General features: G+C 72.1%; 22 protein-coding genes and 1 pseudogene. 18 read left to right on the top strand and 5 right to left on the bottom strand.

The window, feature by feature from the left end; genetic code table 11:
• Nucleotides 1–194 precede the first annotated feature (194 nt).
• From O7613_RS22310 to O7613_RS22300, 3 genes are read left to right on the top strand one after another with little or no spacing between them, the layout of a single operon-like run.
• Nucleotides 195–380: a hypothetical protein gene (locus O7613_RS22310; RefSeq protein WP_282289817.1), complete on the top strand. Its 186-nt coding sequence runs from the start codon at nt 195–197 to the stop codon at nt 378–380.
• Nucleotides 377–1,201 carry an AAA family ATPase gene (locus tag O7613_RS22305; RefSeq protein ID WP_282289816.1) on the top strand — a complete coding sequence of 275 codons (825 nt, stop codon included), beginning with the start codon at nt 377–379 and terminating at the stop codon, nt 1,199–1,201. Before O7613_RS22310 ends, O7613_RS22305 begins: the two co-directional genes overlap by 4 nt.
• Nucleotides 1,201–1,779 (top strand): hypothetical protein, encoded by a 579-nt coding sequence (locus O7613_RS22300; protein ID WP_281586516.1) that lies wholly within the window; start codon nt 1,201–1,203, stop codon nt 1,777–1,779. The genes O7613_RS22305 and O7613_RS22300 overlap by 1 nt, the downstream gene beginning before the upstream one ends.
• Nucleotides 1,780–1,852: 73 nt before the next feature.
• On the opposite strand, the gene O7613_RS22295 is transcribed toward O7613_RS22300, so the two are convergent.
• Nucleotides 1,853–2,458: a TetR/AcrR family transcriptional regulator gene (locus O7613_RS22295; RefSeq protein WP_282289815.1), complete on the bottom strand. Its 606-nt coding sequence runs from the start codon at nt 2,456–2,458 to the stop codon at nt 1,853–1,855.
• A gap of 107 nt (nt 2,459–2,565) precedes the next feature.
• Here O7613_RS22295 and O7613_RS22290 point away from each other — a divergent pair, with 107 nt between their 5' ends.
• A complete protein-coding gene (locus O7613_RS22290) occupies nt 2,566–3,399 on the top strand; it encodes an SDR family NAD(P)-dependent oxidoreductase (protein ID WP_282289814.1) in 834 nt (277 codons plus the stop codon).
• Nucleotides 3,400–3,469: 70 nt separating this feature from the next.
• On the opposite strand, the gene O7613_RS22285 is transcribed toward O7613_RS22290, so the two are convergent.
• The gene (locus O7613_RS22285; RefSeq protein WP_282289813.1) at nt 3,470–5,848 is read right to left on the bottom strand and encodes a M28 family peptidase; all 2,379 of its coding nucleotides are present in this window, start codon (nt 5,846–5,848) and stop codon (nt 3,470–3,472) included.
• A gap of 267 nt (nt 5,849–6,115) precedes the next feature.
• Between O7613_RS22285 and O7613_RS22280 the strand changes: the two genes are divergently transcribed.
• The 7 genes from O7613_RS22280 (at nt 6,116) to O7613_RS22250 (ending at nt 14,765) form a co-directional block, all read left to right on the top strand.
• Entirely contained in the window at nt 6,116–7,354 is a 1,239-nt protein-coding gene (locus tag O7613_RS22280) for a fused response regulator/phosphatase (RefSeq protein WP_282289812.1), read from the top strand.
• Nucleotides 7,354–9,060, top strand: a complete 1,707-nt coding sequence (locus tag O7613_RS22275; protein WP_282289811.1) for a sensor histidine kinase — start codon at nt 7,354–7,356, stop codon at nt 9,058–9,060. The genes O7613_RS22280 and O7613_RS22275 overlap by 1 nt, the downstream gene beginning before the upstream one ends.
• Nucleotides 9,057–9,509, top strand: coding sequence for a response regulator (locus O7613_RS22270; RefSeq protein ID WP_282289810.1), 453 nt, complete (start codon nt 9,057–9,059; stop codon nt 9,507–9,509). The genes O7613_RS22275 and O7613_RS22270 overlap by 4 nt, the downstream gene beginning before the upstream one ends.
• The gene (locus O7613_RS22265; RefSeq protein ID WP_282289809.1) at nt 9,502–10,311 is read left to right on the top strand and encodes an inositol monophosphatase family protein; all 810 of its coding nucleotides are present in this window, start codon (nt 9,502–9,504) and stop codon (nt 10,309–10,311) included. Before O7613_RS22270 ends, O7613_RS22265 begins: the two co-directional genes overlap by 8 nt.
• Before the next feature lie 120 nt (nt 10,312–10,431).
• Nucleotides 10,432–11,472 (top strand): hypothetical protein, encoded by a 1,041-nt coding sequence (locus O7613_RS22260; RefSeq protein ID WP_281586524.1) that lies wholly within the window; start codon nt 10,432–10,434, stop codon nt 11,470–11,472.
• Nucleotides 11,473–11,529: 57 nt separating this feature from the next.
• Complete coding sequence (locus O7613_RS22255; RefSeq protein WP_282294588.1) at nt 11,530–13,062, top strand: fused MFS/spermidine synthase; 1,533 nt, start codon at nt 11,530–11,532, stop codon at nt 13,060–13,062.
• Nucleotides 13,063–13,133: 71 nt separating this feature from the next.
• Nucleotides 13,134–14,765: a serine/threonine-protein kinase gene (locus tag O7613_RS22250; protein WP_282289808.1), complete on the top strand. Its 1,632-nt coding sequence runs from the start codon at nt 13,134–13,136 to the stop codon at nt 14,763–14,765.
• A gap of 74 nt (nt 14,766–14,839) precedes the next feature.
• On the opposite strand, the gene O7613_RS22245 is transcribed toward O7613_RS22250, so the two are convergent.
• Nucleotides 14,840–15,508: a TrkA family potassium uptake protein gene (locus tag O7613_RS22245; RefSeq protein WP_281586526.1), complete on the bottom strand. Its 669-nt coding sequence runs from the start codon at nt 15,506–15,508 to the stop codon at nt 14,840–14,842.
• Nucleotides 15,498–16,832, bottom strand: coding sequence for a potassium transporter TrkG (locus O7613_RS22240; protein WP_281586527.1), 1,335 nt, complete (start codon nt 16,830–16,832; stop codon nt 15,498–15,500). Before O7613_RS22240 ends, O7613_RS22245 begins: the two co-directional genes overlap by 11 nt.
• A 106-nt stretch (nt 16,833–16,938) precedes the next feature.
• On the opposite strand from O7613_RS22240, the pseudogene O7613_RS22235 reads away from it, so the two are divergent.
• Nucleotides 16,939–17,428 (top strand): annotated as a pseudogene (locus tag O7613_RS22235) (glycerophosphodiester phosphodiesterase family protein); the annotation flags it as partial.
• A gap of 737 nt (nt 17,429–18,165) precedes the next feature.
• Here O7613_RS22235 and O7613_RS22230 read toward each other — a convergent pair.
• Nucleotides 18,166–18,396 carry a winged helix-turn-helix domain-containing protein gene (locus tag O7613_RS22230; RefSeq protein WP_282289807.1) on the bottom strand — a complete coding sequence of 77 codons (231 nt, stop codon included), beginning with the start codon at nt 18,394–18,396 and terminating at the stop codon, nt 18,166–18,168.
• 443 nt (nt 18,397–18,839) lie between these two features.
• Here O7613_RS22230 and O7613_RS22225 point away from each other — a divergent pair, with 443 nt between their 5' ends.
• The 6 genes from O7613_RS22225 (at nt 18,840) to O7613_RS22200 (ending at nt 24,026) form a co-directional block, all read left to right on the top strand.
• The gene (locus tag O7613_RS22225; RefSeq protein ID WP_282289806.1) at nt 18,840–19,085 is read left to right on the top strand and encodes a hypothetical protein; all 246 of its coding nucleotides are present in this window, start codon (nt 18,840–18,842) and stop codon (nt 19,083–19,085) included.
• 206 nt (nt 19,086–19,291) lie between these two features.
• Nucleotides 19,292–20,494 carry a substrate-binding domain-containing protein gene (locus O7613_RS22220; RefSeq protein WP_282289805.1) on the top strand — a complete coding sequence of 401 codons (1,203 nt, stop codon included), beginning with the start codon at nt 19,292–19,294 and terminating at the stop codon, nt 20,492–20,494.
• 4 nt (nt 20,495–20,498) lie between these two features.
• Nucleotides 20,499–21,242, top strand: coding sequence for an ABC transporter ATP-binding protein (locus O7613_RS22215; protein ID WP_282289804.1), 744 nt, complete (start codon nt 20,499–20,501; stop codon nt 21,240–21,242).
• 56 nt (nt 21,243–21,298) lie between these two features.
• A complete protein-coding gene (locus O7613_RS22210) occupies nt 21,299–22,033 on the top strand; it encodes an ABC transporter ATP-binding protein (RefSeq protein ID WP_281586533.1) in 735 nt (244 codons plus the stop codon).
• Nucleotides 22,030–22,920 (top strand): branched-chain amino acid ABC transporter permease, encoded by an 891-nt coding sequence (locus tag O7613_RS22205; RefSeq protein WP_281586534.1) that lies wholly within the window; start codon nt 22,030–22,032, stop codon nt 22,918–22,920. The genes O7613_RS22210 and O7613_RS22205 overlap by 4 nt, the downstream gene beginning before the upstream one ends.
• Entirely contained in the window at nt 22,917–24,026 is a 1,110-nt protein-coding gene (locus tag O7613_RS22200) for a branched-chain amino acid ABC transporter permease (RefSeq protein WP_282289803.1), read from the top strand. The genes O7613_RS22205 and O7613_RS22200 overlap by 4 nt, the downstream gene beginning before the upstream one ends.
• Nucleotides 24,027–24,102: the final 76 nt, after the last annotated feature.

The following is a 24,102-nucleotide window of genomic DNA, read 5'->3' as shown; positions in this document are numbered from 1 at the left end:
AAATAGTAGTCGCTGCTCTCGGCGTATTGGCGGCGCTCATCACCGGTGTATACACGGTCAGGGCCGTCAAGGCCGAACGGCCGGAGCGACCCGCACCGACGAAACCGGTGGCGCATGTCCGGGGCGTCCGACCGGCGTCCGGCCCGGCTGTCGCCCCCGCTCCGCCTCGGCAGCGGCCGACTCCGGTCGCCCCGGTGGCCCCGGTCGCGGCGCCACCGCCGGGTCAGCAGGTGCTGCCACTGGTCCGCCGCAAGAGCGAGTACGCCGGGATGTCGGAGAAGGAACTGCAGGTCGCAATCCTGACCGACGTCAACTTTCTGCTGCAGCAGGGTGACACCTTCGAATATCGAAAGACGCGAAATGAGGTCGACCCCGAGTGAGCGTGCCGGAACGGTTTCGCAAGGCTGTTCTCTCCCATTGTTTCGCCGTGTCGTGCCTGGACAATTATCCCCTGCTGTTGGCCGTGGTCGGTCCGCCCGGTGACGGAAAGTCGTTCCAGACCGCGGCGTCGCTCAAGGCCGCCGGTTTCGTCCCTTTCCGGTTCTCCTCGTCGGAGCTGGGCGGACGTTCGGAGGGCCGCCCGGTGGAGCAGCTTCGCGGCCTCTACAAACGGGCCGCGCAGCACGCCGAGGTCGAGAACAGCTATCCGGTGCTCGTCCTGGAGGACTTCGACCTCGGGCCGGCCGGGCGGGACCGGAACGCCCGCTACACGGTGAACTCGCAGCTCCTGACGGGCTTCCTGATGAACCTCGCCGACGACGTGCGGATGTGCGACGTGGGGACGAGCCGGCGATTTCCGATCGTGCTCACCACAAACGATCTGTCGACGCTGCACGGACCGCTGATCAGGCCCGGCCGGATGCGGGTCTTCAGTTGGGAGCCGAACACCGCCGAACGGGCCGAGATGATCTATTCTGCGCTGCACGCGCGGGTGCCCGGACTCACGCTCGGGCAGGTCGAGAAGCTTGCCGCCCGTTATCCGGGCCTCTCCGTGGCCGCCATCTCGTCCGCCCTGGTGGAGTGCCTCGGCGACAAGATCTTCGACTTCCTCTCGGAAAACCCGCAGATGGGCATCGTCGAGGCGCGGCAGCGGTACGCCAACGGCGTCGGCGGGGTGACGCTCGACGAGATCGAGGACGCGTTGCAGCGGCGAGGTCTCACCCGGCGGCGCCTGACCTACTTCCGGACGGGTGGTGAGTGATGGACGACGGCGAGGACGACATCGACGTCTCCGTCGATGTGGACCCGGAAGTGGTGGTCCTCGTGCGACTGAACGTCATCGCGCACGTCGCCCGGGAGATCGCCAGCGCGGTGCGGGCACCGGCGTCCGCCCTCGAGATCATCATGAGGAGCATCCGTGACAGGTTGCTCGCCCAGGTGAAGCTGATCGCGTACGGTCCGGACGACTCGATCGTCGCCTACCTCGCGCTGAAGATCGACTGGGAACGGCACGCCTTCCTGCTCACCCAGGGGTCAACCAAGCACGAGTTCATGCTCAAGGCCGACGGGCCGATCGACACGCAGGTGGCGCCGATGCTGGCGAAGGCGCGGGACTACATCCAGCAGTGCTCCGACAACCTCGATGTCCGACGGGTCGACGCGTACTACACCTACCGCCCGGGGAAGCGCGAGGAGGCCAACCAGAAGTACGGCACCTCCGCCGTCGAGCCCGAGGAGGCGGCCCGGCTCCGCGAGGCCGTTTCCGGGCAGGAGCTCAGCGTGGTCGACCACAACCTGTCCGAGTTGCAGGTCGTCTACCGCCACGTACGCGCGAAGTGACGTCGCCAGCCAGCAGGCCGGAGCGCGTAGGCGCGCGGCACCGGCAGAGGAGCAGGGCCGGCCTCCCTCGACATCACTGCCGAGAGCCGCGAGGCCGCAGCCCGTCGAGGGCGGTGGCGACGAGGCGGTCGGCGTAGTCGGTGGTGAGCGGTCCGCTGCGGTGGAGCCACCGCCGGAACAGCGGACCCCAGATCATGTCCGCCGCGATGTCGAGGTCGATGTCCTCGGCGAGTTGTCCGGCCTGCTGGGCGCTGCGCAGGCGTTCCCGTTTGGCCTCCCGCAGCGGCCCGTCCAGCCGTTCGTGGTAGGCCGCCGCCAGCTTGGGGTCGTGGGCGATCTCGGTGGCCAGCGCGCGCATCGGTGGCTCGTACCGGGGGTCGGTCAGCTCGGCGACGGTGGCCCGCAGCACCTCGGTCAGGTCGGCGGCCAGGTCGCCGGTGTCCGGCAGCCGGATCGGCTCGCCCTCGGCGCCCTCGCTGATCAGGAGGAAGGCTTCGAGGATGACCGCCCCCTTCGAGGGCCACCAGCGGTAGATGGTCTGTTTGCCGACGCCGGCGCGGGCGGCGATGCCCTCGATGCTGACCTTCGCGTAGTCGATCTCCTGGAGCAGGTCGAAGGCGGCGGTGAGGATGGCGCGGCGGGAGGTCTCCCGCCGGCGGGCCGTGTTCGGCGGCGTCATGGGAGCACCATACAGCGAGACGAACCGTCTCGTCTTGACGAAGGGGGAGGGAGGGGGCAGGGTCGAGACGGACCGTCTCGTCTCATCGACCGAAGGGAAACACCGACATGCGCACCTGGTTCATCACCGGCGCCAGCCGCGGCTTGGGCCGCGCGTTCGCCGAGGCCGCGCTGAACCGGGGCGACCGGGTGGCCGCCGCGGCCCGGACCGTCACCCGGGACCACTTCGACTCCAGGCACGGCGACCGGCTGCTGACCCTGACCCTGGACGTGACCGACCGGGCGGCCGTCTTCGCCGCCGTGGCCAGCGCCGTCGAGCACTTCGGGCGGCTCGACGTCGTCGTCAACAACGCCGGCACCCTGTCCATGGGCATGATCGAGGAGTTCACCGAGGCCGAGGCGCGGGCCCAGTTCGAGGTGAACGTCTTCGGTGCGCTGTGGGTCAGCCAGGCCGTGCTGCCGCACCTGCGCGCGCAACGGTCCGGCCACATCGTGCAGGTTTCCAGCATCGCCGCGCTCGGTGGCTTCCCGAGCACCGGGCTGTACAGCGCGAGCAAGTTCGCGCTGGAGGGCATGAGCGAGGCCCTGGCGGCGGAGGCGGCGGCCTTCGACGTCAAGGTCAGCATCGTGCAGCCGGGCGGCTACTGGACCGACCTCTACACGAGCGTCAGCGCCACCACCCCGATGGACGCGTACGCGCCGCTCCGCGCCGAGCTGGAGCGGCAGTGGGCGGAAGGCTCCGTCGACAGCGAGCCCCGGCTGGCCGCCGAGGCTCTGCTGCGACTCGTCGACAGCGACGATCCGCCGCTGCGGCTGCTGCTCGGCAGCATGGTGTACGACCTGGCGTTCGACCTTTCCCGCCGGCGGATGGACACCTGGGCCGGCTGGGAGCGGGTCAGCCGCGCGGCCGAGCGCGCGACGCCCGCCCCCGGAACGGCCTGAGGCCCGCCGGTACGCCGAAGTGGCGGTATCCCGGCGCCCGGATACCGCCACTTCGGCGAGATGGCGTTGATCAAAGCGTGTACGTCTGCGCCACCGCCAGCATCTCCGAGCTGTGCGAGCCGACCACGCCCACATTCGCCGGACGCGCCCGGAACCCGGGCACGGAGGACAACCCGTCGCTGGCGTCCATCGCGCGCACCGTCACGGTGTCGCCCCGCGGCACCAGCGTCAACGTGATCTCCACCCCCTCCGGCGGCGGCGCGTGGAACACGACGCCGAAGCCCCACCGGCCCTCGCGCGCCTTGACCGGCACGTCCCGCCCGGCCACCGTGGCGGACCGCACGGTGGCGGTGCGCGTGTCCACGTGCAGCGTGAGCAGGCGGACGGACCGCTGCGGGGTCACCCGCACCCGCAGCACCCGCTGGTCGCCGGTGCGGTCGTCGGCGAGCACCTCCAGCTTCGGCGCGGGCAGGGACGCCGCCGGAGCCGGGCCGGCGCGCAACTCGCCGTCGCCGATCCCGGGGAAGTCGTCGGCCACCGAGATGGTCCGGTCGACGTAGCTGTCGGTCCAGGGTTGCGGCATCTCCTCGTGGCTGAGCCAGGCCGCCTTCCGCGTGCCGGCGTCGAGCGCGTACATCAGGTGGGTGGGCACGGGATGGTCGGCGTCGAAACGGTCGACGGCGAGGCCGACCCCGGCGAACACCGCCGCCGCCACGAACGCGGCCCCGGCCGGCAGCGCGCCGAGGCGGCGGGCGCGCAGCGCGAGCAGGCCGCGCTGGCCGCCGGCCCGGGGGTGCAGCAGGTCCACCCCTGGTAGCGCGGCCAGGCCGAGCAGCGTCGCGAACAGCGCGGCCACCGCGCCCATGCCCATGCCGAGCGCCGGGAAGAGCAGCACCACCGTGGGCAGCAGGATGATCACGGCGACCGCGCCGGCGAGCGTCACCGCGACCACCGGCCACGGGCCGTCCTGGCGGGTGGCGATCGCCGCGAGGCCGGCGAGCGCGCCGGCCAGGGCCGGCAGGGTCGTCAGGTACGCCGCGCCGGGCACCAGCACGGCGAGCAGCACGCCGAACAGGGCCAGCCAGAGCAGGCCGCCGAACGCCAGCGCGGCCGGGCCGAACCGGCGGCGGAGCAGGGCGTACCAACAGAGGAGCACCGTGGCGGCGAGCGCCACCACGGCCAGGCGGTACCAGCCCGGACGGTACGGGTCGAGCAGCTCGGCGTACCCGGGACGGATCGTGGTGATCGCGGCCCAGAGCAGCCACGCGCCGAGCGGGGCCACGACGACCGGCGCCAGGGCCAGGCCGGCGCCGGCGGCGAGCGTGCCGGCGGTGGCCCGGCCCCGGCGGCGCAGCAGCCAGCCGAGCGCGCCCACCGCGAGCAGGGCGGCCACGGCCAGCGGCAGGTTCAACCCGCCGGGATAGCGGACCAGCAGGCCGAGCACCGGGAAGTAGGTGTCGTCGTGGCCGGACCGCAGGTCGCCCAGGTCGGTCCGGCCGAACTCGCGGGCCAGGCCCAGCGCGTTGTCGCCGTGCATCTGGAGGCTGCCCCGGTCCATCCGGGCCGGCACGTCGAGCGGGGTGTGGTAGATCGCGCCGCCGTCGATGTAGGCGGAGTTGAGCCCGACGAAGTCGCGGTCGAGGAACGCGGTGAAGTCGGTGTCGTTCGGCAGCGCCCGGTAGATCTCCACGGCGAACGAGGTGCCCACCGGGTGCGGGGCGGCCCGGCCGAAGACGTCCACGAGCTTCGCGTTGTTCCGGGACGTCTCGAACATGATCACCGGACCGGTGGAGCCACGCGCCTCCAGGTTGAGCACCACCCCGCCGCCGTCGGCGAGCGGGTGGTCGGCGGCGAAGCCGGCGGCGCCGCACAGGCACGCCTCCTCCGCGTCGGTGAGCACGAAGACCACGTCGTTGCGGGGGCGCGGGCCGGTGGTCAGCGCCCGGGCCACCTCCAGGATGGTGGCGGTGCCGGCCGCGTCGTCGTTGCCGCCCGGCCCGGTCTGCACCGAGTCGTAGTGCGCGACCAGGAAGACCTTGCCGGTCGGGTCGGTGCCGGGGAGCCGGGCCACCACGTTGCGGACCCGCGCCAGCGTCGCCCCGCCGGCCGCGCCGCTGAGCTGACCGGCCTCGGGCGCCACCGCGTCCTGCACCTCGGTCTCCAGGCCCAGCCCGCGCAGCGCGCCGACCAGGTGTTCGCGTACCCGGTCGTTGGCCGCACTGCCCGCCACGTGCGGCCGGGCCGCGATCACCTCGACGGTCCGGTACGCCCGGGCGGCGCTGAAGTCGCCGGCCGGCGCGCTCGCCGGGCGCGGGGCCGGGGTGGCGAGGCTGACCACGACGCCCGCCCCGACGGCGAGCAGCGCGACCAGCGCGGCGACGGCGGCGGGCAGCCGGCGGCGCGGCTTGACGAACGCGCGGTCGGCGGGGCGGATGGGAGGTACGCCCACGGGGACTCCTCGGGGGGTGGATCTACGGGGGTGGGCATCATCCTGCACCCCAGCCGGGTGCGGCGGCACTCCCGGTCGGTGCGCTGCCGGGTTGGCAGCGCTCCCGCGTAACATCGTGGGTCGGTCCCGCCGCTGTCCGGACGGACGGGGCACCCACCCGCCACACCGGCGGCGGTGCTGTGGTGTGCGACCGTTGTCTCCGCCAGGATCAGCAAGGGCACTCGAAAGGAGCCCGACATCACCAGCGAACTCCCGCGACTCGCGGCGGTGGCCCGGCCGCACCGGGGTGCCGGCGTGTCGGCTTCTGCCGTCGCGCCCCGAGGTGGCGCGGGGCTGCACGGTGGCCTTCCGCCTGGTGAACGGCTGCGGGTGCTCCTGGTCGAGGACGACGAGGGCGACGCCTTCCTGGTCGGCGAGTTGCTCGCCGAGACCAACTCGATGATCGACCTGCTGGTGGCGACAAGCCTCAGCGAGGCCCGGCAGCGGGTGATGGGTGTCGACTGCGTCCTGCTCGACCTGGGCCTGCCCGACGCGCAGGGCCTGGACGGGCTGCGCCGGGCGCTGGAGATGGCAAGCGGCGCCGCGGTCTGCGTGCTGACCGGCCGCTCCGACGAGCACCTGGGCATCGTGGCGGTCGCCGAAGGGGCGCAGGACTACCTGGTCAAGGGGCAGGTCGACGGCGTCCTGCTGACCCGGGCGCTGCGCTACGCGGTGGAGCGCAAGCGGGCCGACGAGAACGCCCGCCGGCTGCGCGAGGTGGAGCTGCGCCAGGCCGAGTCCGCCCGCCTGGAGCGGGGCCTGCTGCCGCAGCCGCTGATGACCACCGACGAGGTGTCGGTGCACACGTTCTACCGGCCCGGCCGGCACGCCGCGCTGATCGGCGGCGACTTCTACGACGTGGTGCAGACCCGACCGGACCGGATCGACCTGATCGTCGGCGACGTGTGCGGCCACGGCGTGGACGAGGCGGCGCTCGGGGTCGAGCTGCGCGTGGCCTGGCGGGCGCTGGTGCTGGCCGGGGTGCCCGACGACGAGGTGCTGCCGGCGCTGGAGCAGGTGCTGATGAGCGAGCGCCGGCTCCAGGAGATCTTCGCGACGGTGGCCACCGCCCGGCTCGACCTGGCGTCCGCCCGGGCCACCGTACGGCTCGCCGGTCACCCGCCGCCGCTGCTGATCAGCGGCGGTAAGGTCGCCCCGGTGCCGGCCAAGGGCGGGCTGCTGCTCGGCGTCCGCCCCCGTCGCCCCGTTGCCTTCGATCTGGAGTTCGACACCGATGACTGGTCCCTGCTGATGTACACCGACGGCCTCATCGAGGGTCGGGTCGGCGGCGGCGACGAACGACTCGACGTGCCGGGGCTCACCGGCCTGCTCGCCGACCCGGCCAACCGGGCGGTGCCGCTGTCCGAGCTGCCCGCGTGGCTGGTCGGCCGCGCCGAGCAGATCAACGGTGGCCCGCTCGCCGACGACGTGGCGATGTTGCTGGTGACCCGGGGCGGGGGTCGCTAATGAAGGCGTACCAGCAGGGGTGGACCCTGCGGCGGCGGGTGGTCGCGCTGCTCGGCGTGGTCCTGGTGCTGCTGCTCGGGCTGGCCGCCGCGGAGGCGACGGTCGCGGCGAAGAACCGGCAGAACATCGACGCGGTGCTGCTCAAGACCGGCCCGCTGCGGGTCCAGGCGCAGGAGCTGATGAGCGCGCTGCTGGACCAGGAGACCGCGGTGCGTGGGTACGCGGTGAACGGTGACCGCAGCGACCTGGCGCCCTACCAGGAGGGACTGAGGCGCGAGCAGAGTCTGGTCGCCTCGATCCGCGGGCTCGCCGCCGACTACCCGGGCGTGCGCCGCGAGCTGGCCGTCATCGAGGGGCAGACCGCCCAGTGGCGGTCCCAGGTGGCCGAGCCGGTGATAGCGACCACCGAGCGCAGCGGCCCGGCGGCCGGCCAGGCGTTGATCACCGACCAGACCCGGCGGCAGTTCGACGGCATCCGGGCGTCGGTGACCACGCTCCAGGACGAGATCCTCATCGTCCGGAAACAGACCGCCGACCGGGTCAACGCCACGAGCAACGCGCTCGTCGTGCTGCTGGTCGTCGCGGCCCTGGTGGTGGCGGTGGCCGGCGCGGTGATGCTGCTGTCGCTGGACCGGATCCTGGTCCGTCCGCTGGCCGCCCTGGTCGGCCAGGTGCGGGAGGTCGCCGACGGCGACTACCAGCATCGGATCGCCGGCTCCGGTCCACCGGAGTTCCGCCAGCTCGCAGACGACATCGACCAGATGCGGCAGAAGATCGCCCAGGATCTGGACGAGGTACGGCAGGCCCGGGAGCGGATCGAGTGGGTCAACGACCAGCTTCAGAAGCAGGCCGAGGAGTTGACCCGCTCGAACCGTGACCTGGAGCAGTTCGCGTACGTGGCCTCGCACGACCTCCAGGAGCCGCTGCGCAAGGTGGCCAGCTTCTGCCAGCTCCTCCAGCGGCGTTACGCCGGGCAGCTCGACGAGCGGGCGGACCAGTACATCGCGTTCGCGGTGGACGGCGCGCAGCGGATGCAGCGGCTCATCAACGACCTGTTGGCGTTCTCCCGGATCGGTCGGCTCACCACCGGCTTCACCGAGGTCGACCTGAACAAGGTGATGGGTGACGTGGCCGGGCAGACCGAGGCGGCCCGGCAGTACGCCGACGCGGAGCTGACCTGGGACCGGATGCCGACGATCAGCGGTGAGGAGCCGCTGCTGACCAACCTGCTGGCGAACCTGGTCAGCAACTCGGTGAAGTTCCGCCGCGCCGACGTGCCGGCGAAGGTGCACGTGTCGGCCCGGCTGGTCGACGGCGAGTGGGAGATCAGTTGCCGGGACAACGGCATCGGGATCGAGCCGGAGTTCGCCGACAAGATCTTCGTGATCTTCCAGCGGCTGCACTCCAAGGACGCGTACCCGGGCACCGGCATCGGGCTGGCGATCGTCAAGAAGATCGTGGAATACCACGGCGGCCGGGTCTGGGTGGACACCGACGCGGGGGAGGGCACCACCATCCGGTTCACGGTGCCCGCGCTGGCGGCCGACATCGAGGCGGCGAAGGCCGCGGCGGAGGCCGCCGACGACACGGAGACCGGGGAGGCGGCGGACGCCGCAGGTCAGCCGGACGGGGCGGCCGGCGCAGAGCCGCCCGCGGGGGCGGACCGACAGGATACAAACGGTGACATGAAGGAGACGGTGGGATGACCGCGCCCGCGGACGGCAAGAGCCCGATCGAGGTCCTGCTCGTCGAGGACGATCCGGGCGACGTGCTGATGACCCAGGAGGCGTTCGAGGAGCACAAGCTCCGCAACCGCCTGACCGTCGTCTCCGACGGCGCCGAGGCGCTTGCCTACCTGCGCCGCGAGGGCCCGTACGCGGACGCGGTGGCGCCCGACCTGATTCTGCTCGACCTGAACCTGCCGCGCCGGGACGGCCGGGAGGTGCTGGAGGAGATCAAGAAGGACGAGCTGCTGCGCCGGATCCCGGTCGTGGTGCTCACCACCTCGCAGGCCGACGAGGACATCCTGCGCAGCTACCAGCTCCACGCCAACGCCTACGTGACCAAGCCGGTGGACTTCGAGCGCTTCATCTCGGTGGTCCGCCAGATCGACGAGTTCTTCGTCAGCGTGGTCAAGCTGCCGCCGCGTGGCTGACGCGCTGCTGGACGACGTCGCCGCGCTGCTCCGGGAGGCGGCGGCCGAGGTGGTCGTGCCGATGTTCCGCCGGCTCGACCCGTCCGACATCTCCGAGAAGGCGCCCGGCGAGGTGGTGACCGTCGCCGACCGCGAGGCCGAAAAGGTGATCTCCGAAGGGCTGCGGCGGTTGCGCCCCGGCTCGGTGGTGGTCGGCGAGGAGGCCGTCGCCGAGGATCCGGACCTGCTCCGGCACCTGCACCGCAGCGGTGACGTGTGGTTGGTCGACCCGGTCGACGGCACGTCCAACTTCGCCGCCGGCCGGCGGCCCTTCGCCTTGATGGCCGCGCTGCTCACCGACGGCGTGCCGGTGGCCTCCTGGGTCTACGACCCGCTGGACGGCACGCTGGCGGCCGGGCGGCTCGGCGCGGGAACCCGGCTCGGCGACACGCCGGTGCGGACCGACGGGCCGGCGCCGGCGGCGGGTGCGATGCGCGGCACCGCGATGACGACGTTCCTGCCCCAGGAGTTCCGCCGCGACGTCGAGGCCGGTGGCCGCCGGATCGGTGAGCTGCTGCCCGGCCAGCACTGCGCCGGCCGGGAATACCTGGACATGCTCACCGGCGCGCAGCAGTTCGTGCTGTTCTGGCGCACGCTGCCGTGGGACCACACCCCCGGCACGCTGCTGGTCCGGGAGGCCGGCGGGGTGGCCCGCCGGTTCGACGGCACCGACTACCACCCGGCCGACGAGGGGCGGGGCCTGCTGGTCGCGGCCAGCGCGGAGATCTGGGACGAGGTGTACGGGGCGCTGCTGGCGCACTGAGCGGCGCTGCGCCACGGTGGCGACACGCTGCGTCGACACTATCCGCCATCGGAGGTCACGAATCTGGCGCGACGCACGTGGTCCGGTATCGTGACCGGCGGTTGACGGAAGGACCATCACGTGCCCAGGACCTGGCTCACCGGCCGGCGCGTCCGCCGGTCGCTGCTGACGCTGCTCACCGCGACGGCCGTGCTGCTCGGCGCCGGCCTCGCCGTCGGCGGCCCGGCCGCCGCCGCGCCCAGCCCGAACGCCGGCGACGAGGGCGGCAGCAAGCAGCTCCGGGCGGCGCTGGAGGCCGCGGCGAAGGGCCACATCGAGGCGAAGAACAAGCTGGACAACTCCAAGCGCCGCCAGGCCGCGCTGGCGACCCAGCTCAGGGACATCGAGGTACGCCTGGTCGGGCTGACCGCCCAGGCCGGCGAGGTGGCCGTGCAGTCCTACCGGCAGGGCCGGCTGACCCCGGTGTCGATGCTGCTCGCCAGCTCCGGCCCGGACGACTTCCTCCACCGCGCGGCCGAGCTGGACATGATGGCCCAGCGGGACAGCAAGCGGCTCGGTGACCTGGCCGAGGCGAAGGCGCAGGCGGTCGAGTCGAAGCTGGCCATCGACGTCGAGGTGCGGGAGCAGCAGAAGCAGCTCGCCGTGCTGGCCCGGAAGAAGAAGGACGCCGAGGTGGCGCTGGCCAAGGTCAGCTCCGGGGCCGGCTCCGGCTTCAGCGGCGGCTCCTCCTCGGCCAAGCCCGCGCCACGTAACTCGGACGGCTCGTGGCCGTCGGAGTCCTGCTCGGTGGACGACCCGACGCCGGCCAGCGGCTGCATCACCCCGCGCACGCTGCACATGCTCCAGCAGGCCAAGGCGGCGGGTTACAAGCGCTACGCCTCCTGTCACCGCAGCGGCGGAGGCGGTGAGCACCCCAAGGGCCGGGCCTGCGACTTCGCCGCCGCCACCGGCGGCTTCGAGGACCGCTCGGCCACCGGCGGCGACAAGTCGTACGGGGACAGCCTCGCCAACTGGGCGAAGAACAACGCCAGCAAGCTGGGCATCATGTACGTGATCTGGTACCGGCAGATCTGGATGCCGAACACCGGCTGGCGGGCGTACAGCGGGGGCGGCAGCCCGGCCGCCGACCACACAAACCATGTTCACATCTCGATGTACTGACCCGAACGGTCAGGAACGCCGCGTACCCTCGCGACGGTGAGCAGCACATCGTCCGACATCGTCACGAAACCGGCAACCACGGCGCCGGCCGCGCCGCACGCCCTGCCGAACGGGCTGGCCGCCTTCCTGGTCTTCCTCTCCAGCGGGGCGGTGCTGGTGCTGGAGACCGTCTCGCTGCGCCTGGTCGGCCCGTACGTCGGGGTGACCCTCCAGGTGACCAGCTCGGTCATCGGCATGGCGCTCGCCGCCATCGCGTACGGGGCGTGGATGGGCGGGTGGCTCGCCGACCGGCGGGACCCGCGTACCCTGCTCGCCCCGGCCCTGGTGCTGGCCGGCATCGCCACCGCGGTCACCCTGCCCATCGTCAGGTACGCCGGTGAGGCGTTGCGCGGCGGCGCGGCCAGCGCGGTGCTGCTGCTGACCGCGCTCACCGTGCTGCTGCCGGCGGCGCTGCTGGCCGGGATCACCCCGCTCGTGGTGAAGCTCCAACTCGCCGACCTGCGCCGCACCGGCCAGGTGGTCGGCAAGCTGTCCAGCATCGGCACGCTCGGCGGCATCACCGCCACGCTGGGCACCGGCTTCATCCTGGTTGCCGCGCTGCCCAGCTCGGTGATCGTGCTGGCGCTCGCCGGGGTGCTCGGCGTGACCGGGCTGGCGCTGGGGTTCTGGCTGCGGCGGCGCTCGGCGAGCGGGCTGTCGACGCCGGGCCGGGCCAAGGCGGCGCTGGCGCTGCTCGGCCTCGCCGCCGCCGGGCTCACCGCCGCCGCGCCGAACCCGTGCGACGTGGAGACCGCCTACCACTGCGCCCGGGTCGAGGCGGACCCGGCGTTGCCGGAGGGGCGCACGCTCTACCTCAACTCGGCCGAGCACTCGTACGTCGACCTGGCCGACCCGACCCACCTGAAATACTCGTACGCCCAGTGGGTCGGCCTGGTCGCGGACCTGGCGCGGCCCGCCGGGCAGCCGATGGACGCGCTGCACCTGGGCGGCGGCGGATTCACCGTGCCCAACTACCTGGCCGCGACCCGGCCCGGCAGCGACAACCTGGTCTTCGAGGTCGACGGCGGCCTGGTCGAGCTGGACCGGCGGGAAATGGGCCTGCGCACCGGGCCGAAGCTGCGCGCCCGGGTGGGCGACGCGCGGGTGCTGCTCGGCGGCGAGCCGACCGACAGCCGCGACTTCGTCGTCGGCGACGCGTTCGGTCACCTGGTGGTGCCCTGGCATCTGGCCACCCGGGAGATGGCCGCCGACATCCGCCGGGTGCTCCGCCCGGACGGGATCTACGTGCAGAACGTCATCGACTATCCGCCGGACCGGTTCATCCGGGCCGAACTGGCCACCGTCTCGGCCGTGTTCGCGCACGTCGCGCTGATCGCCCCGCCGGGCGCGATCGCCGGGCAGCACGGCGCGAACTTCGTGATCGTCGCCTCGGACGTGCCGCTGCCGCTGGCGGGGATCCCGCCCGGCCTGAAGCGGCTCCCCGAGCCGGCCGAGCTGCTCGACGAGGCGCGCACGGCCGACTGGGTGGGGGACGCGCGGGTGCTCACGGACGACTACGCGCCGGTGGACCAGCTCCTCGCGACCGCCTGAACGGGTGACATTCCTGACCGATTCCGACCGCACAGGTGTAGCGGGGTCGGCTTCGGGCAACTGCACCGACCATGGGCGGAGCGGTCAGGAACGGCGTGCAACTGCTCGGTGAGCGGTACCGGCTGGTCGAGCAGTTGGGCGCCGGTGGCATGTCGGTGGTCTGGCGCGGCTACGACGAGGTGCTCGGCCGGCAGGTGGCGGTCAAGGTGCTCGCCTCGCGGCTCGCCAGCGACAAGGCGTTCCGGCACCGGATCCGCGTCGAGGCGCAGGCCGCCGCGCGGCTCTGCCACCCCAACATCACCAACGTGTACGACTACGGCGAGTCCGTCCAGGTCGGGCTGACCGTGCCGTACGTGGTCATGGAGCTTGTCGACGGCGGCCCGCTCAGCGGCCGGCTCGGCCGGGACGGGCAGCTTCCCTGGCGGGAGGCGCTGACCATCGGTGCGGAGGTCGCCTCGGCGCTCGCCACCGCGCACGCCCGGGGCGTGGTGCACCGCGACGTCACCCCCGGCAACGTCATGCTCACCCCCAACGGGGTGAAGGTCGTCGACTTCGGCATCTCGGCGCTCGTCGGGGAGAGCGACAAGGGGCCGGACGGCGCGTTGCTCGGCACGCCCGCCTACCTCGCGCCGGAGCGGCTGGACAACGGCCACGTCTCGCCGGCCACCGACGTCTACGCGGTCGGCCTGCTGCTCTACCGGATGCTCACCGGGCGGCTGCCGTGGCAGGCCAGCACCACCACCGAGATGCTGCGCGCCCACATGTACCGCGACCCCGACCCGATGCCCCCGGTGCCGGGGCTTCCGGCGCCGGTCGCCGACCTGGTCCACCGTTGCCTGGCCAAACGCCCCGAGGACCGGCCGGTCACCGCCGAGGTGGCCCGTACGCTCGCCGAGGCGGTCGGGATCGCGTCGATCGTGCCGGTGTCCCCGGCGTTCGGCCCCGTCGACCCGGTGCTGGCCGAGAACGCGAACACCACGATCCTGCCCTGGTCGGCGGCGACCGACGCGCTGCCGTACTCGTCGATCCGCACCCGGACCCGACGTTCGGCGGCCCGGCGGCGCAGGGTGGAGGCCGGGGTGGCCGCCGCCGGGTTGATCGCGGTCACCGCCACGATGTGGGGTCTGACGTCGAAGAGCCCGGCCAGCGGCGGGGTGGAACCGACCGAGGCGCGGATGGGCCTGCCCGAGCCGGTGCCCTGCGCGGTCGACTACTCGTTGCGCCGCGACACCGGCAAGGACTTCTCCGCCGAGCTGACACTCACCAACACCGGCGCCCGGGAGTTGCGCGACTGGACCATGAGCTTCAGCTTCCCCGGCAAGCAGGCGGTGACCACCGCCCAACCCGCGGTACGCCAGGTGGGGCGCACGGTGTCGGTCGCGGCGCCGGCGTCCGCGCCGGCACTGGCACCGGGCGCGTCGACGAAGCTGACGCTGGCCGGGCGCTACACCGGGAGCAACACGCTGCCGGTGGCGTTCACGCTCGGCGGCCACCCGTGCGGGGTGCAGGTGTCGGGCATCGCCGGTTCGGTTCCGGTCACCACCGCGCCGAAGACGAAGGCCCCGGCCAAGCCGGCCACGAAGACCACGAAGACCGTGGCCAAGAGCGGGCCGGCGAAGGCGAAACCGAAGCCGGCGCCGAAGGCCAAGCCGCCGAAGCCACCCAAGGCCAAGGGCAAGGAGAGCGGCAAGGGAAAAGGCTAGGCGAACAGCCGGAGGGGGGTGGGCCCGGCAAGGGCAAGGGACCGAAGGGGCCCAAGGGGCCGAAGGGCTGACGGTCAGGTCAGCTCCGCGAAGCGCTGCACCTGGTTGATGCTGCCCTCCACGATGAGCACGCTGTCCGGCGTCAGGACGGTGTCCGGATCGGTGTAGCGGAACGGCTCGCCGGGCAGCTTCGCGCCGACCACCATCACCCCGTACCGGTCCCGCGGGGCGACCTCACGTAGCCTGCGCCCCACCAGCGGCGGGGGCACCCGCACCTTGGCGATCGCGAAGTCGTCGCCGAACTCGATGAAGTCGAGCATCCGGCTGATGATCAGGTGCGCGACCCGTTCGCCGGTCTCCGCCTCCGGGAAGACGACGTGGTGCGCGCCGACCGAGTGCAGGATCTTGGCGTGCTTCTCCGAGGTGGCACGCGCCCAGATCTGCGGGATGCCCAGCTCGGTCAGGGCCAGCACGGTGAGCACGCTCGCCTCGACCGAGGCGCCGATGGCCACCACCACCCGCGGGAAGTCCGCCACGCCGAGCTGGCGCAGCGCCGTCTCCTCGGTGGCGTCGGCCTGCACCACCCGGTCCAGCTCGGCGGCCCACCGTTGGACCCGGGGCGCGTCGCGGTCGACGGCGAGTACGTCGTGGCCGAGGCGGGTCAGCGCCCGGGCGAGGTGGTAGCCGAACCGACCCAGGCCGATCACGATGACGCCGGTGTCGTCCGAGTGTCTAGCCGACAATGGGTTGCTCCTCTGGATAGCGGTACAAACGTCGCCTGGTGTTCAACGCGAGCGCCGATCCGAGGGTGAGCGGGCCGACCCGACCGATGTACATGAGCGCGGTCAGCACGTACTGGCCGTGCGGTGGCAGCTCCCGGCTGAGTCCGACGGTGAGCCCGGTGGTGCTGAACGCGGAGGTGACCTCGAACAGCGCGGCGTAGAAGCGCACGTGCGAGGTGAACACGATCAACCCGACCGTGCCGGCGGCCACGAGCGCCACGCTGAGCAGGGCGACCGTCAGCGCCTGCCGCTGGCTGGCCGGCGACACCCGGCGGCGCCCGACCGTGGTGTCCGGCTCGCCGCGCAACTCCGCCCAGATCGCGAAGCCGAGCAGGAAGAACGTGGAGACCTTGATGCCGCCGGCGGTGCTGGCGCTGCCGCCGCCGATGAACATCAGGCCGATCAACATCGGGTAGCTCTCCTCGGCGAGCCGGTCGACGTTGATCACGTCGAAGCCGGCGGTCCGGCTCAACGCGATCTGACCGAACGCGGCCAGCACCTTGCCCGGCGCGTCGTAGGTGCCGATCGTGCCCGGGTTGGTCCACTCGGCCAGCAGCAGGTAGCCGAAACCGAACGCGGTGAGCACCACGCTGCCCCAGACGGTGAGCTTGGTAGCCACCGCCCAGCGTGCCGGCCGCCGCCACTCCCGCGTCGCCTCGAACAACGCCGGGAAGCCGAGCCCGCCGATGATCGAGCCGAAGCTGAGTGACAGCGTCACCCACGGGTCCCGGGAGAAGGCGACCAGCCCGTCGGAGTAGAGGGTGAAGCCGTTGTTGTTGAACGCCTGGACCGAGTGGAACACGGCGAACCACAGCGCGTGCCCCGGCGGATAGTCGTAGGCGAACCAGAAGCGTGCGCTGAGCACGGCGGTCATCACGGCTTCGGTGACGAAGACGGTGGCCGCGATCCGGAGCAGCAGCCGGCGCACGTCACCGAGACCGAACTCGGCGCTCTCGGCCTGCACGAGCAGCCGGTTACGCAGGCCGAGCTGTCGGGAGACCGCCAGGATCACCAGCGACGCGCCGGTCAGGATGCCGAGGCCGCCGAGTTGGGTCAGCACCATGATCGTCACGAGCCCGAAGTTGTTCCAGTAGGTCGGCGTGTCGACCATCGTCATGCCGGTGACCGAGACCGCCGACGTGGCGGTGAACAGCGCGGTCGAGAACGGGGTCCACCGGTGCGCGTGGTCGGCCCAGGGCAGCATGAGCACGCCGGTGCCGATCAGGATCACCGCCAGGAACCCGAGCGGCACCAGCCGTACCGGCTTCCGGAGCAGACGGCGCACCACGTCATCTTCCGTCCGGAGATTCACCGGCAGGTCAGGAACCGACCAACTGCACGCCAACCATGCCGGGTCTGCTGTGCGTACCCATCGACGACAGGAGACAGCGTTGCGACGTACCCTTTCCGCCCTCGGCGTGGCCGGCGCGCTGCTCGCGGCGGCGGACCTGGTCTCGACGAAGGACGGCGTGCTGGTCGCCCGGCACGAGAACGAGATCTCCGGTACGACGGACGTGGCGGCACACGCCGAGTTCGCCGCCCGCAGGGCGGCGAAGACCATCGACGGGGTGGCGGTCACCGGCTGGTTCACCGAGGACTTCACGCTTGCCGAGCTGAAGACGCTGCGCGCCAAGGAGCGGCTGCCGCAGGTGCGGGTGACCAACACCGCGTTCGACGGCAAGCTGGAGATCCCCACCTTGCAGGAGGTCATCGCGCCTCGATCGGGCGCCCGCTGGAGGAGCCGCTGATCGCGGTGCTCCGCGCAAGCTCGACAAGCTGACCGACGTGCGGCTGGTCCAGCTCATGGACGCCACCGGCGCGCCCTACGACTTCACCGCCGCCGGTGACCGCCGGACCTACGCCGACCTGTCCACCGCCGCCCTCGGCGCTCGGCGTCGGCTCGTCGGGGTGCCCGCACGATGCGGGCGCCCCGACGCGCGTCCGGCTCGTGGTGTGGGCCGCTCTGGCGTCCTCCGGTCGGCCCACGTCGGCTGCCGGCGTTCGGGACGGCCGCTCGTTTCATCCGGGGAGAGGCTCCTCGCTTGCTGCCTTTGGAGCTGATATCAGAAACGACTCACCCGTCCCGCTGGCCGCTGGCCGCGTCAGGCCACGAGGATCGGGAGCACGAGTCGTTGCTGCTGTCAGCTCTGAAGGCGGGCGAAGGGGGAGTGCCCGTGCGGCGCCTAGCAACTTGATGACGAGAATGGATCGGCCTGGGCGTAGGCCATCGGCGTGTAGACACCCATGACGTTCCACCCACGGCCCACCCGGCCGACGGGTGGAACGTCATGGACGTCTCAGAGGGACGCAGACGTCCATAGCGTTCCACCCACGCGCCACGCGGCTGATGGGTGGAACGCTATGGATGCCTCAGAGCGGGCGCAGAGATCATGATCACCCTCGGGGCTGTCGCCGCGCGTGCGGGCGACCTGGATCGCGCCGTCGAACTCGGCGGCCGAGCGCGCGACGGCATACTGGGTGCCGGAGCTGCGCGAGCACACCGGCCGGGAGGATGGCGTTCGCTGCCATCGCTGGCCACGGACCTGTGGGGCCCGGCATGACCTTGGCGGGTCCGGGCGTGAGTCGTCTACGCCATCAAGTTGCTAGGAGGCGCGAGGCTACTGTCCCGGTGGCTGGGCGACGTAGGTGCCGCGACCGGGCTGGCCGGTGATCAGCTCGCGATCGTGCAGCAGGGACATCGCGCGGTAGGCCGTGTTCATGTGGACGCCGTAGCGCTCGGCCAGCTCGCGGGTCGAGGGCAGCTTGTCGCCGGGCTTCAACTCGCCACTTCTGATCTTCGCGGCGAGTTCGTTGGCGATCAGGCGGTATGGAGCTTCGGCTGTGGGCATGGTGAGGACTCCGGTTGGTTCGGCACCTCCGATCCTGCCCTACCTACACAAGTAACTGCAACAAATTGCTGACACCTCGACAATGGAGGCTCGTGCAACACCAGATACTGGTGTAGGTTGAAGCGCGTCCGGCTCCGGTTGGTTCGGCAAACCTCGGGAGTCGGGCCCGGATTGGGCTCCGGGGCCGTACCGCCGAACGGGCTGCGGTCTCGGTGCCGGCGACCCGCCCGCGTCCCCCATCCGTGGGCGGGTCGCCTCCAACGGCTGGGAGGAGAACCCGTGCGCAACCTGTTCCCACCCGCGCGGCGAAGGCGCGGGCGTCGGCTTCCGGACGAGGGCTGGCATCACTCGGAGTCGTGCCGGCCGCTCAGCGTCGGGCAGATCCGCGAGCGGCGGTTTCGCAAGCGGGCGCTCAAGCGCTGGCTCGCGTCGGGGGCGTACCGGTGAGCCGGGAGCGGTTCGTCGTACACCTGCCGGTGCTCGCGGCCGACCTCGACGGCGCCCGGGGCTTCGCGCGGGCCATCTGCCGGGCGCTCGGCTTCCTGGCCGACGTCGAGCGCGCCGGGACGACCGTGTCGCGGGAGGACGAGCAGTCCGTACGCCACTGGGTCTGGTGTGACCGGGTGCTCGACGGCGGCCGGCGCTGCCCGCCTGCTGCCGACCACGACGGGGAGTGTGGCCGGCGGTGAATGGGCGGGCCAGACATTCCGGCCGTGCCCCGCGTGGTGGGCCGGGCCATCCCGGGTCGGCGCGGTTACGAGGTGGTGTCCGGGGTTGTAACGCGCGGCCATCCGGCCCCGGAGACTTGTGTGCGCCGGCCACATAGCTCGTGGGTGACGTCACTTCTAGCGTGAGCCGACAACTGACAATCCTCCTGTCCTCACCTGGAGTCGCAATGACGATCCGGCACACGCGACGGGTGTTCCTTTCCGCCGCCACGATGATGGCGGCCACGCTTGCTGCCACGGCGTGTGGCAGCCCGCAGGACACCGCCTCCGGCGGCGGCGACGCCGCGCCGGTCAAGGTCGGGCTGGTCTACTCCCAGTCCGGGCCGCTGGCCAGCTACGGCAAGCAGTACATCGAGGGGTTCAAGGCCGGCCTCGACTTCGCCACCAAGGGCACCGGCAAGGTCGGTGACCGCACGATCGAGGTGACCGAGTCCGACGACGCGGGCGACCCGGCCAAGGCCGTGTCCGCCGCCAAGGACCTGATCGGCAAGGGCACGAAGATCATCGCCGGGTCCACCGCCTCCGGGGTGGCGCTCCAGGTGGCCCCGATCGCCGCGCAGAACAAGGTGCTGTTCATCTCCGGCCCGGCCGCCACCGACGCGGTGACCGGCGCGAACAAGTACACGTTCCGGTCCGGGCGGCAGTCCTGGCAGGACGTGGTGACCGCCCGGTCGTTCATCGGCGACGCGACGGGCAAGAAGGTCGTCGTCTTCGCCCAGGACGGCGCGTTCGGCGACGCGAACGAGGCCGCCGTCAAGGCCGTCATCGGCGGCGCCGGCGCGACCGTCAGCGGCGTGCGCGCGCCGGCAAGCGCCACCGAGTTCACGCCGTTCGCCAGCCAGATCAAGGCCGCCAAGCCGGACCTGCTCTTCGTCGCCTGGGCCGGCACCACCGCCGGCGCGATGTGGCAGACGCTCGACCAGCAGGGCGTGCTCGCCTCCACCACGGTCGTCACCGGCCTGGACATCCGCGCCTCCTGGCCGACGTTCGGCGCGGCCGGCAACAAGATCTCGTTCCTGTCGCACTACTTCGACGGCGCGAGCGACACCGAGGCCGCCAAGGCCGCCAAGGCGAAGATCCCCGGCGGCACGCTCGACCTGTTCCACCCGGACGGGTTCGCCGCCGCGCAGATGATCGTCCGCGCGGTGCAGGAGGGCGGCGACGACGTGGAGAAGATGGTCACCGCGCTCGAGGGCTGGGAGTTCGAGGGCGTCAAGGGCACGATGAAGATCCGCGCCGAGGACCACGCGCTGCTCCAGCCGATGTACCAGGCCAAGCTCACCGGCAGCGGCACCGAGTTCACGGCCACCGCGCAGAAGACCCTGACCGGCGACGAGAGCGCGCCGCCGGTCGCGCAGATGAAGGGCTGAGAAAGTGCTCGCCACCCGCGGTCTGACCTGGCGGATCGGTGAGGTCGCCATCGTCGACTCCGTCTACCTCGACCTGGCACCGGGGGAGTTCCTCGGCGTGATCGGGCCCAACGGCGCCGGCAAGACCTCCCTGTTCAACCTGATCACCGGCCTGCGCCGGCCTACCGAGGGCAAGGTCGTGCTGGACGGGGCGGACGTCACCACGCTCCCGGTGCACCGGCGGGCCCGGCTCGGCCTGGGGCGTACCTTCCAGGCGTCCTCGGTCTTCGGCTCGCTGACGGTCCGGGAGAACGTCCGGCTCGCCGTACAGGCGCACCGGGGTGGCTCGCTGAAGCTGTGGCGGCGGGCGGCGGCCGACCGGGAGGTGGCCGCCGCCGCCGACGCGGCGCTCGACCGGGTCGGCCTGCACCACCGGGGTACGGCGTTGGCCGGCACGCTCGCCCACGGCGAGAAACGCAAGCTGGAGATCGCCCTGCTGCTCGCCGGGGAACCCCGGGTGATGCTGCTGGACGAGCCGATGGCCGGGGTGAGCGCCGAGGACGTGCCGGAGCTGGTCCGCGTGATCAAGTCGCTGACCGGGGACAGCGGGCGGGCGGTGCTCATGGTGGAACACCACATGGACGTGATCCTGGAACTTGCCGACCGGATCGCCGTGATGCACCACGGCGCGCTGCTGGCCTGCGATACCCCGGACACGGTGATGGCGAACGCCACCGTGCAGGAGGCGTACCTGGGGGAGTCACTGTGAGCGCGAGGAGTGAGCCGGGTTTGCGAGCCCCGCAGTCGCGAACGACGGGCGGCACTGTGAGCGAACCCGTTCTCAGCGTCGAGGACCTGTCCGTGCGGATCGCCGGGCTGCACATCCTCCAGGGCGTGTCGTTCGAGGTGGCACCGACCGGCGTCACCGTGCTGCTCGGGCGCAACGGCGTCGGCAAGACCACCACGCTGCGCGCGATCGTCGGGCTGACCCCCCGGGGCGGCGAGGTACGCGGCACCGTGCGGATGGGCGCGCGGAGCCTGCTGACCCGCCCCACCCACCGGCTGGTCCGCGACGGCCTCGGCTACGTGCCGGAGGACAGGTGCGTCTTTGCCGGGCTCACCGTGGCGGAGAACCTGCGACTCGCCGAACGGCGGGGCACCACCCCGGCGTACGACAAGGTTTTCGCGCTCTTCCCGGAGCTGGACCGGCGCGGACGGCAACGGGCCGGTTCGCTCTCCGGCGGGCAGCAGCAGATGCTCGCGATCGGCCGGGTGCTGCTCAACGACAACCGGCTGCTGCTCGTCGACGAGCCGACCAAGGGGTTGGCGCCGAAGGTGGTGACCGAGGTGGCCGAGGTGCTGGAACGGGTCGCGGAGTCCGTGCCGGTGCTGCTGGTCGAGCAGAACCTTGCGGTGGTGCGGCGGCTGGCGTCCGACGCGGTGGTGCTCTCCACCGGGAAGGTCGCCTGGACCGGCGACGCGCGGGAACTGCTGCTGGAGACCGCGCTCACCAAGTCGCTGCTGGGTGTGGGCGCCGGTTCCGGGGAGGTACACGCATGAACACGGTGGTCCTGTTGACGCTGACCGGGCTCGGCCTGGCGGCGCTCTACTTCCTCGTCGCCTCCGGCCTGTCCCTGGTCTTCGGCCTCGCCGACGTGCTCAACTTCGCGCACGGGCTGTTCCTCGGCGTCGGCGCGTACGCGACCTGGTGGGCGGCGGGCAACCTGCCGGGCGCCGGGCCGGACGGGTTCGGCTTCGTGGTGGCGGTGCTCTTCGGGGTGCTTGCCGGGTCGCTCGTCGCGGTGCTCGTCGAGCTGGTGCTGATCCGGCCGCTCTACTCCCGCACCATCGAACAGGTGCTTGTCACAGTCGGCCTGTCGCTTGCCGGCGTGGCGCTGCTCCAGGCCACCTGGGGCGCGGACCCGCGTACGTTCCCGCGCCCCGACTGGAGCCGGCAGGTGACCTCGGTGCTCGGCGCGCAGGTGCCCAACGCCGGGCTGCTGCTGATCGTCGCCGCCGTGGTGGTGCTCGGCGCGCTGCTGGCGTTCCTGCGCTGGACCCGCTACGGCCTGATCATCCGGGCCGGGGTGGAGAACCGGGAGATGGTGACCGCGCTCGGCATCGACGTGCGCAAGGCGTTCACCCTGGTCTTCGCGATCGGCGGGGCCGCCGCCGCGCTTGCCGGCGCGCTCGGCGGCGTCTACTTCGGCACCGTCTCGCCCGGCCAGGGCGGCTCGCTGCTGATCTTCGCCTTCATCGTGGTGGTGATCGGCGGGATGGGCTCGGTGGTCGGGTCCGCGTACGCGGCGGTCGCGGTGGGGCTGCTGCAACAGTTCGTCAACTACTACGGCACGTCCGGCCTGGGTGACCTGTGCGTGGTCGGCCTGCTCGCCGTGGTGCTGCTGCTGCGTCCGCAGGGCCTGGCCGGAAAGGTGGCTCACGCATGACCAACTCGGTGGTCGACGCGCCCCCGGCGCGGGTGCCCGACGAACTCGCGCCCCGGCCCGCCCGGTGGCACCGGGTGCGTCCGTACCTGCCGCTCGTGGCCCTGGTGGTGGCGGCGGTCCTGCCCTACTCCACGCTGAGCCTGCCCGGCATCTTCGAGGGGCCGCTGAACTCGCCCGGCACGCTGCAACTGCTCGCCATCTGCCTGGTCTTCGGCGGTCTCGCGGCCGGCTACGACCTGCTGTTCGGGCGCACCGGCATGCTCTCCTTCGGGCACGCGCTCTACTTCGCCGCCGGCGTGTACGGCACCGACGTGCTCGTCACCAAGGCCGGGCTGCCGCTGTGGCAGGCCGGCGTGCTGACCGTGGTCGGCGGCACCACGCTCGCCGCGCTCCTCGGCGCGGTGGCGCTGCGCACCGTGGGCATCGCGTTCGCCATGGTGACGCTGGCCTTCGCGCAGGTCGGGGCGATCCTGGTGGCCCGCGACTTCGGCGGGTTGACCGGCGGCGAGGAAGGGCTGCCGCTCGACGTGTCCGGGCTGCCGGCGGCGCTCGTCGGCGTCACCAACACGGTGAACCTCTACTGGCTGGCGCTCGCGTACCTGGCGCTCGTGGTGCTGGTGGTGCACCGGGTCAGCGGCTCGCCGACCGGGCGGGTGCTGGCCGGGCTGCGCGACGACGAGCGCCGGATCGGGGTGCTCGGGCTCGACCCGTACCGGTTCAAGCTTGTCGCGTTCACCCTGGCCGGTGGCCTGGCGAGCGCCGGCGGGGTGGTCTACGTGCTGATCGTGGGCGGCGCCAGCCCGCACATCACGTCGTCCGAGCTGACCCTGTCGCTGCTGGTGATGGTGGTGCTCGGCGGCCCGGGCACGCGGTGGGGCCCGGTGCTGGGCGGCATCCTCTACATGTACCTGGACCACCGCTTGACCGCGTTCGGCACCAGCGACGCCGTGAACAGCCTCCCCGCCGTCCTGAGCCACCCCCTGAGCCAACCCCTGTTCGTCCTGGGCACGGTCTTCATCCTGGCGGTGTACTTCTTCCCCGGCGGCCTGGCCAGCCTCCGCTCCCGCCTGTCCCCGCTCCTGGCCTCCCTCCCCTCCCGCCGCTGACCCCCCTGCGCTGCCCGGCCCGCTCCTGGTCCGGCGATCATGAAGTTAACGGCGCGACACGCCGGGCGCGGTGACG

It is taken from the genome of Micromonospora sp. WMMD975 (assembly GCF_029581215.1).
Lineage (GTDB): Bacteria > Actinomycetota > Actinomycetes > Mycobacteriales > Micromonosporaceae > Micromonospora.
Note: the sequence above shows the minus strand (reverse complement) of the source record. Positions and strands in the feature narration are given on the sequence as shown.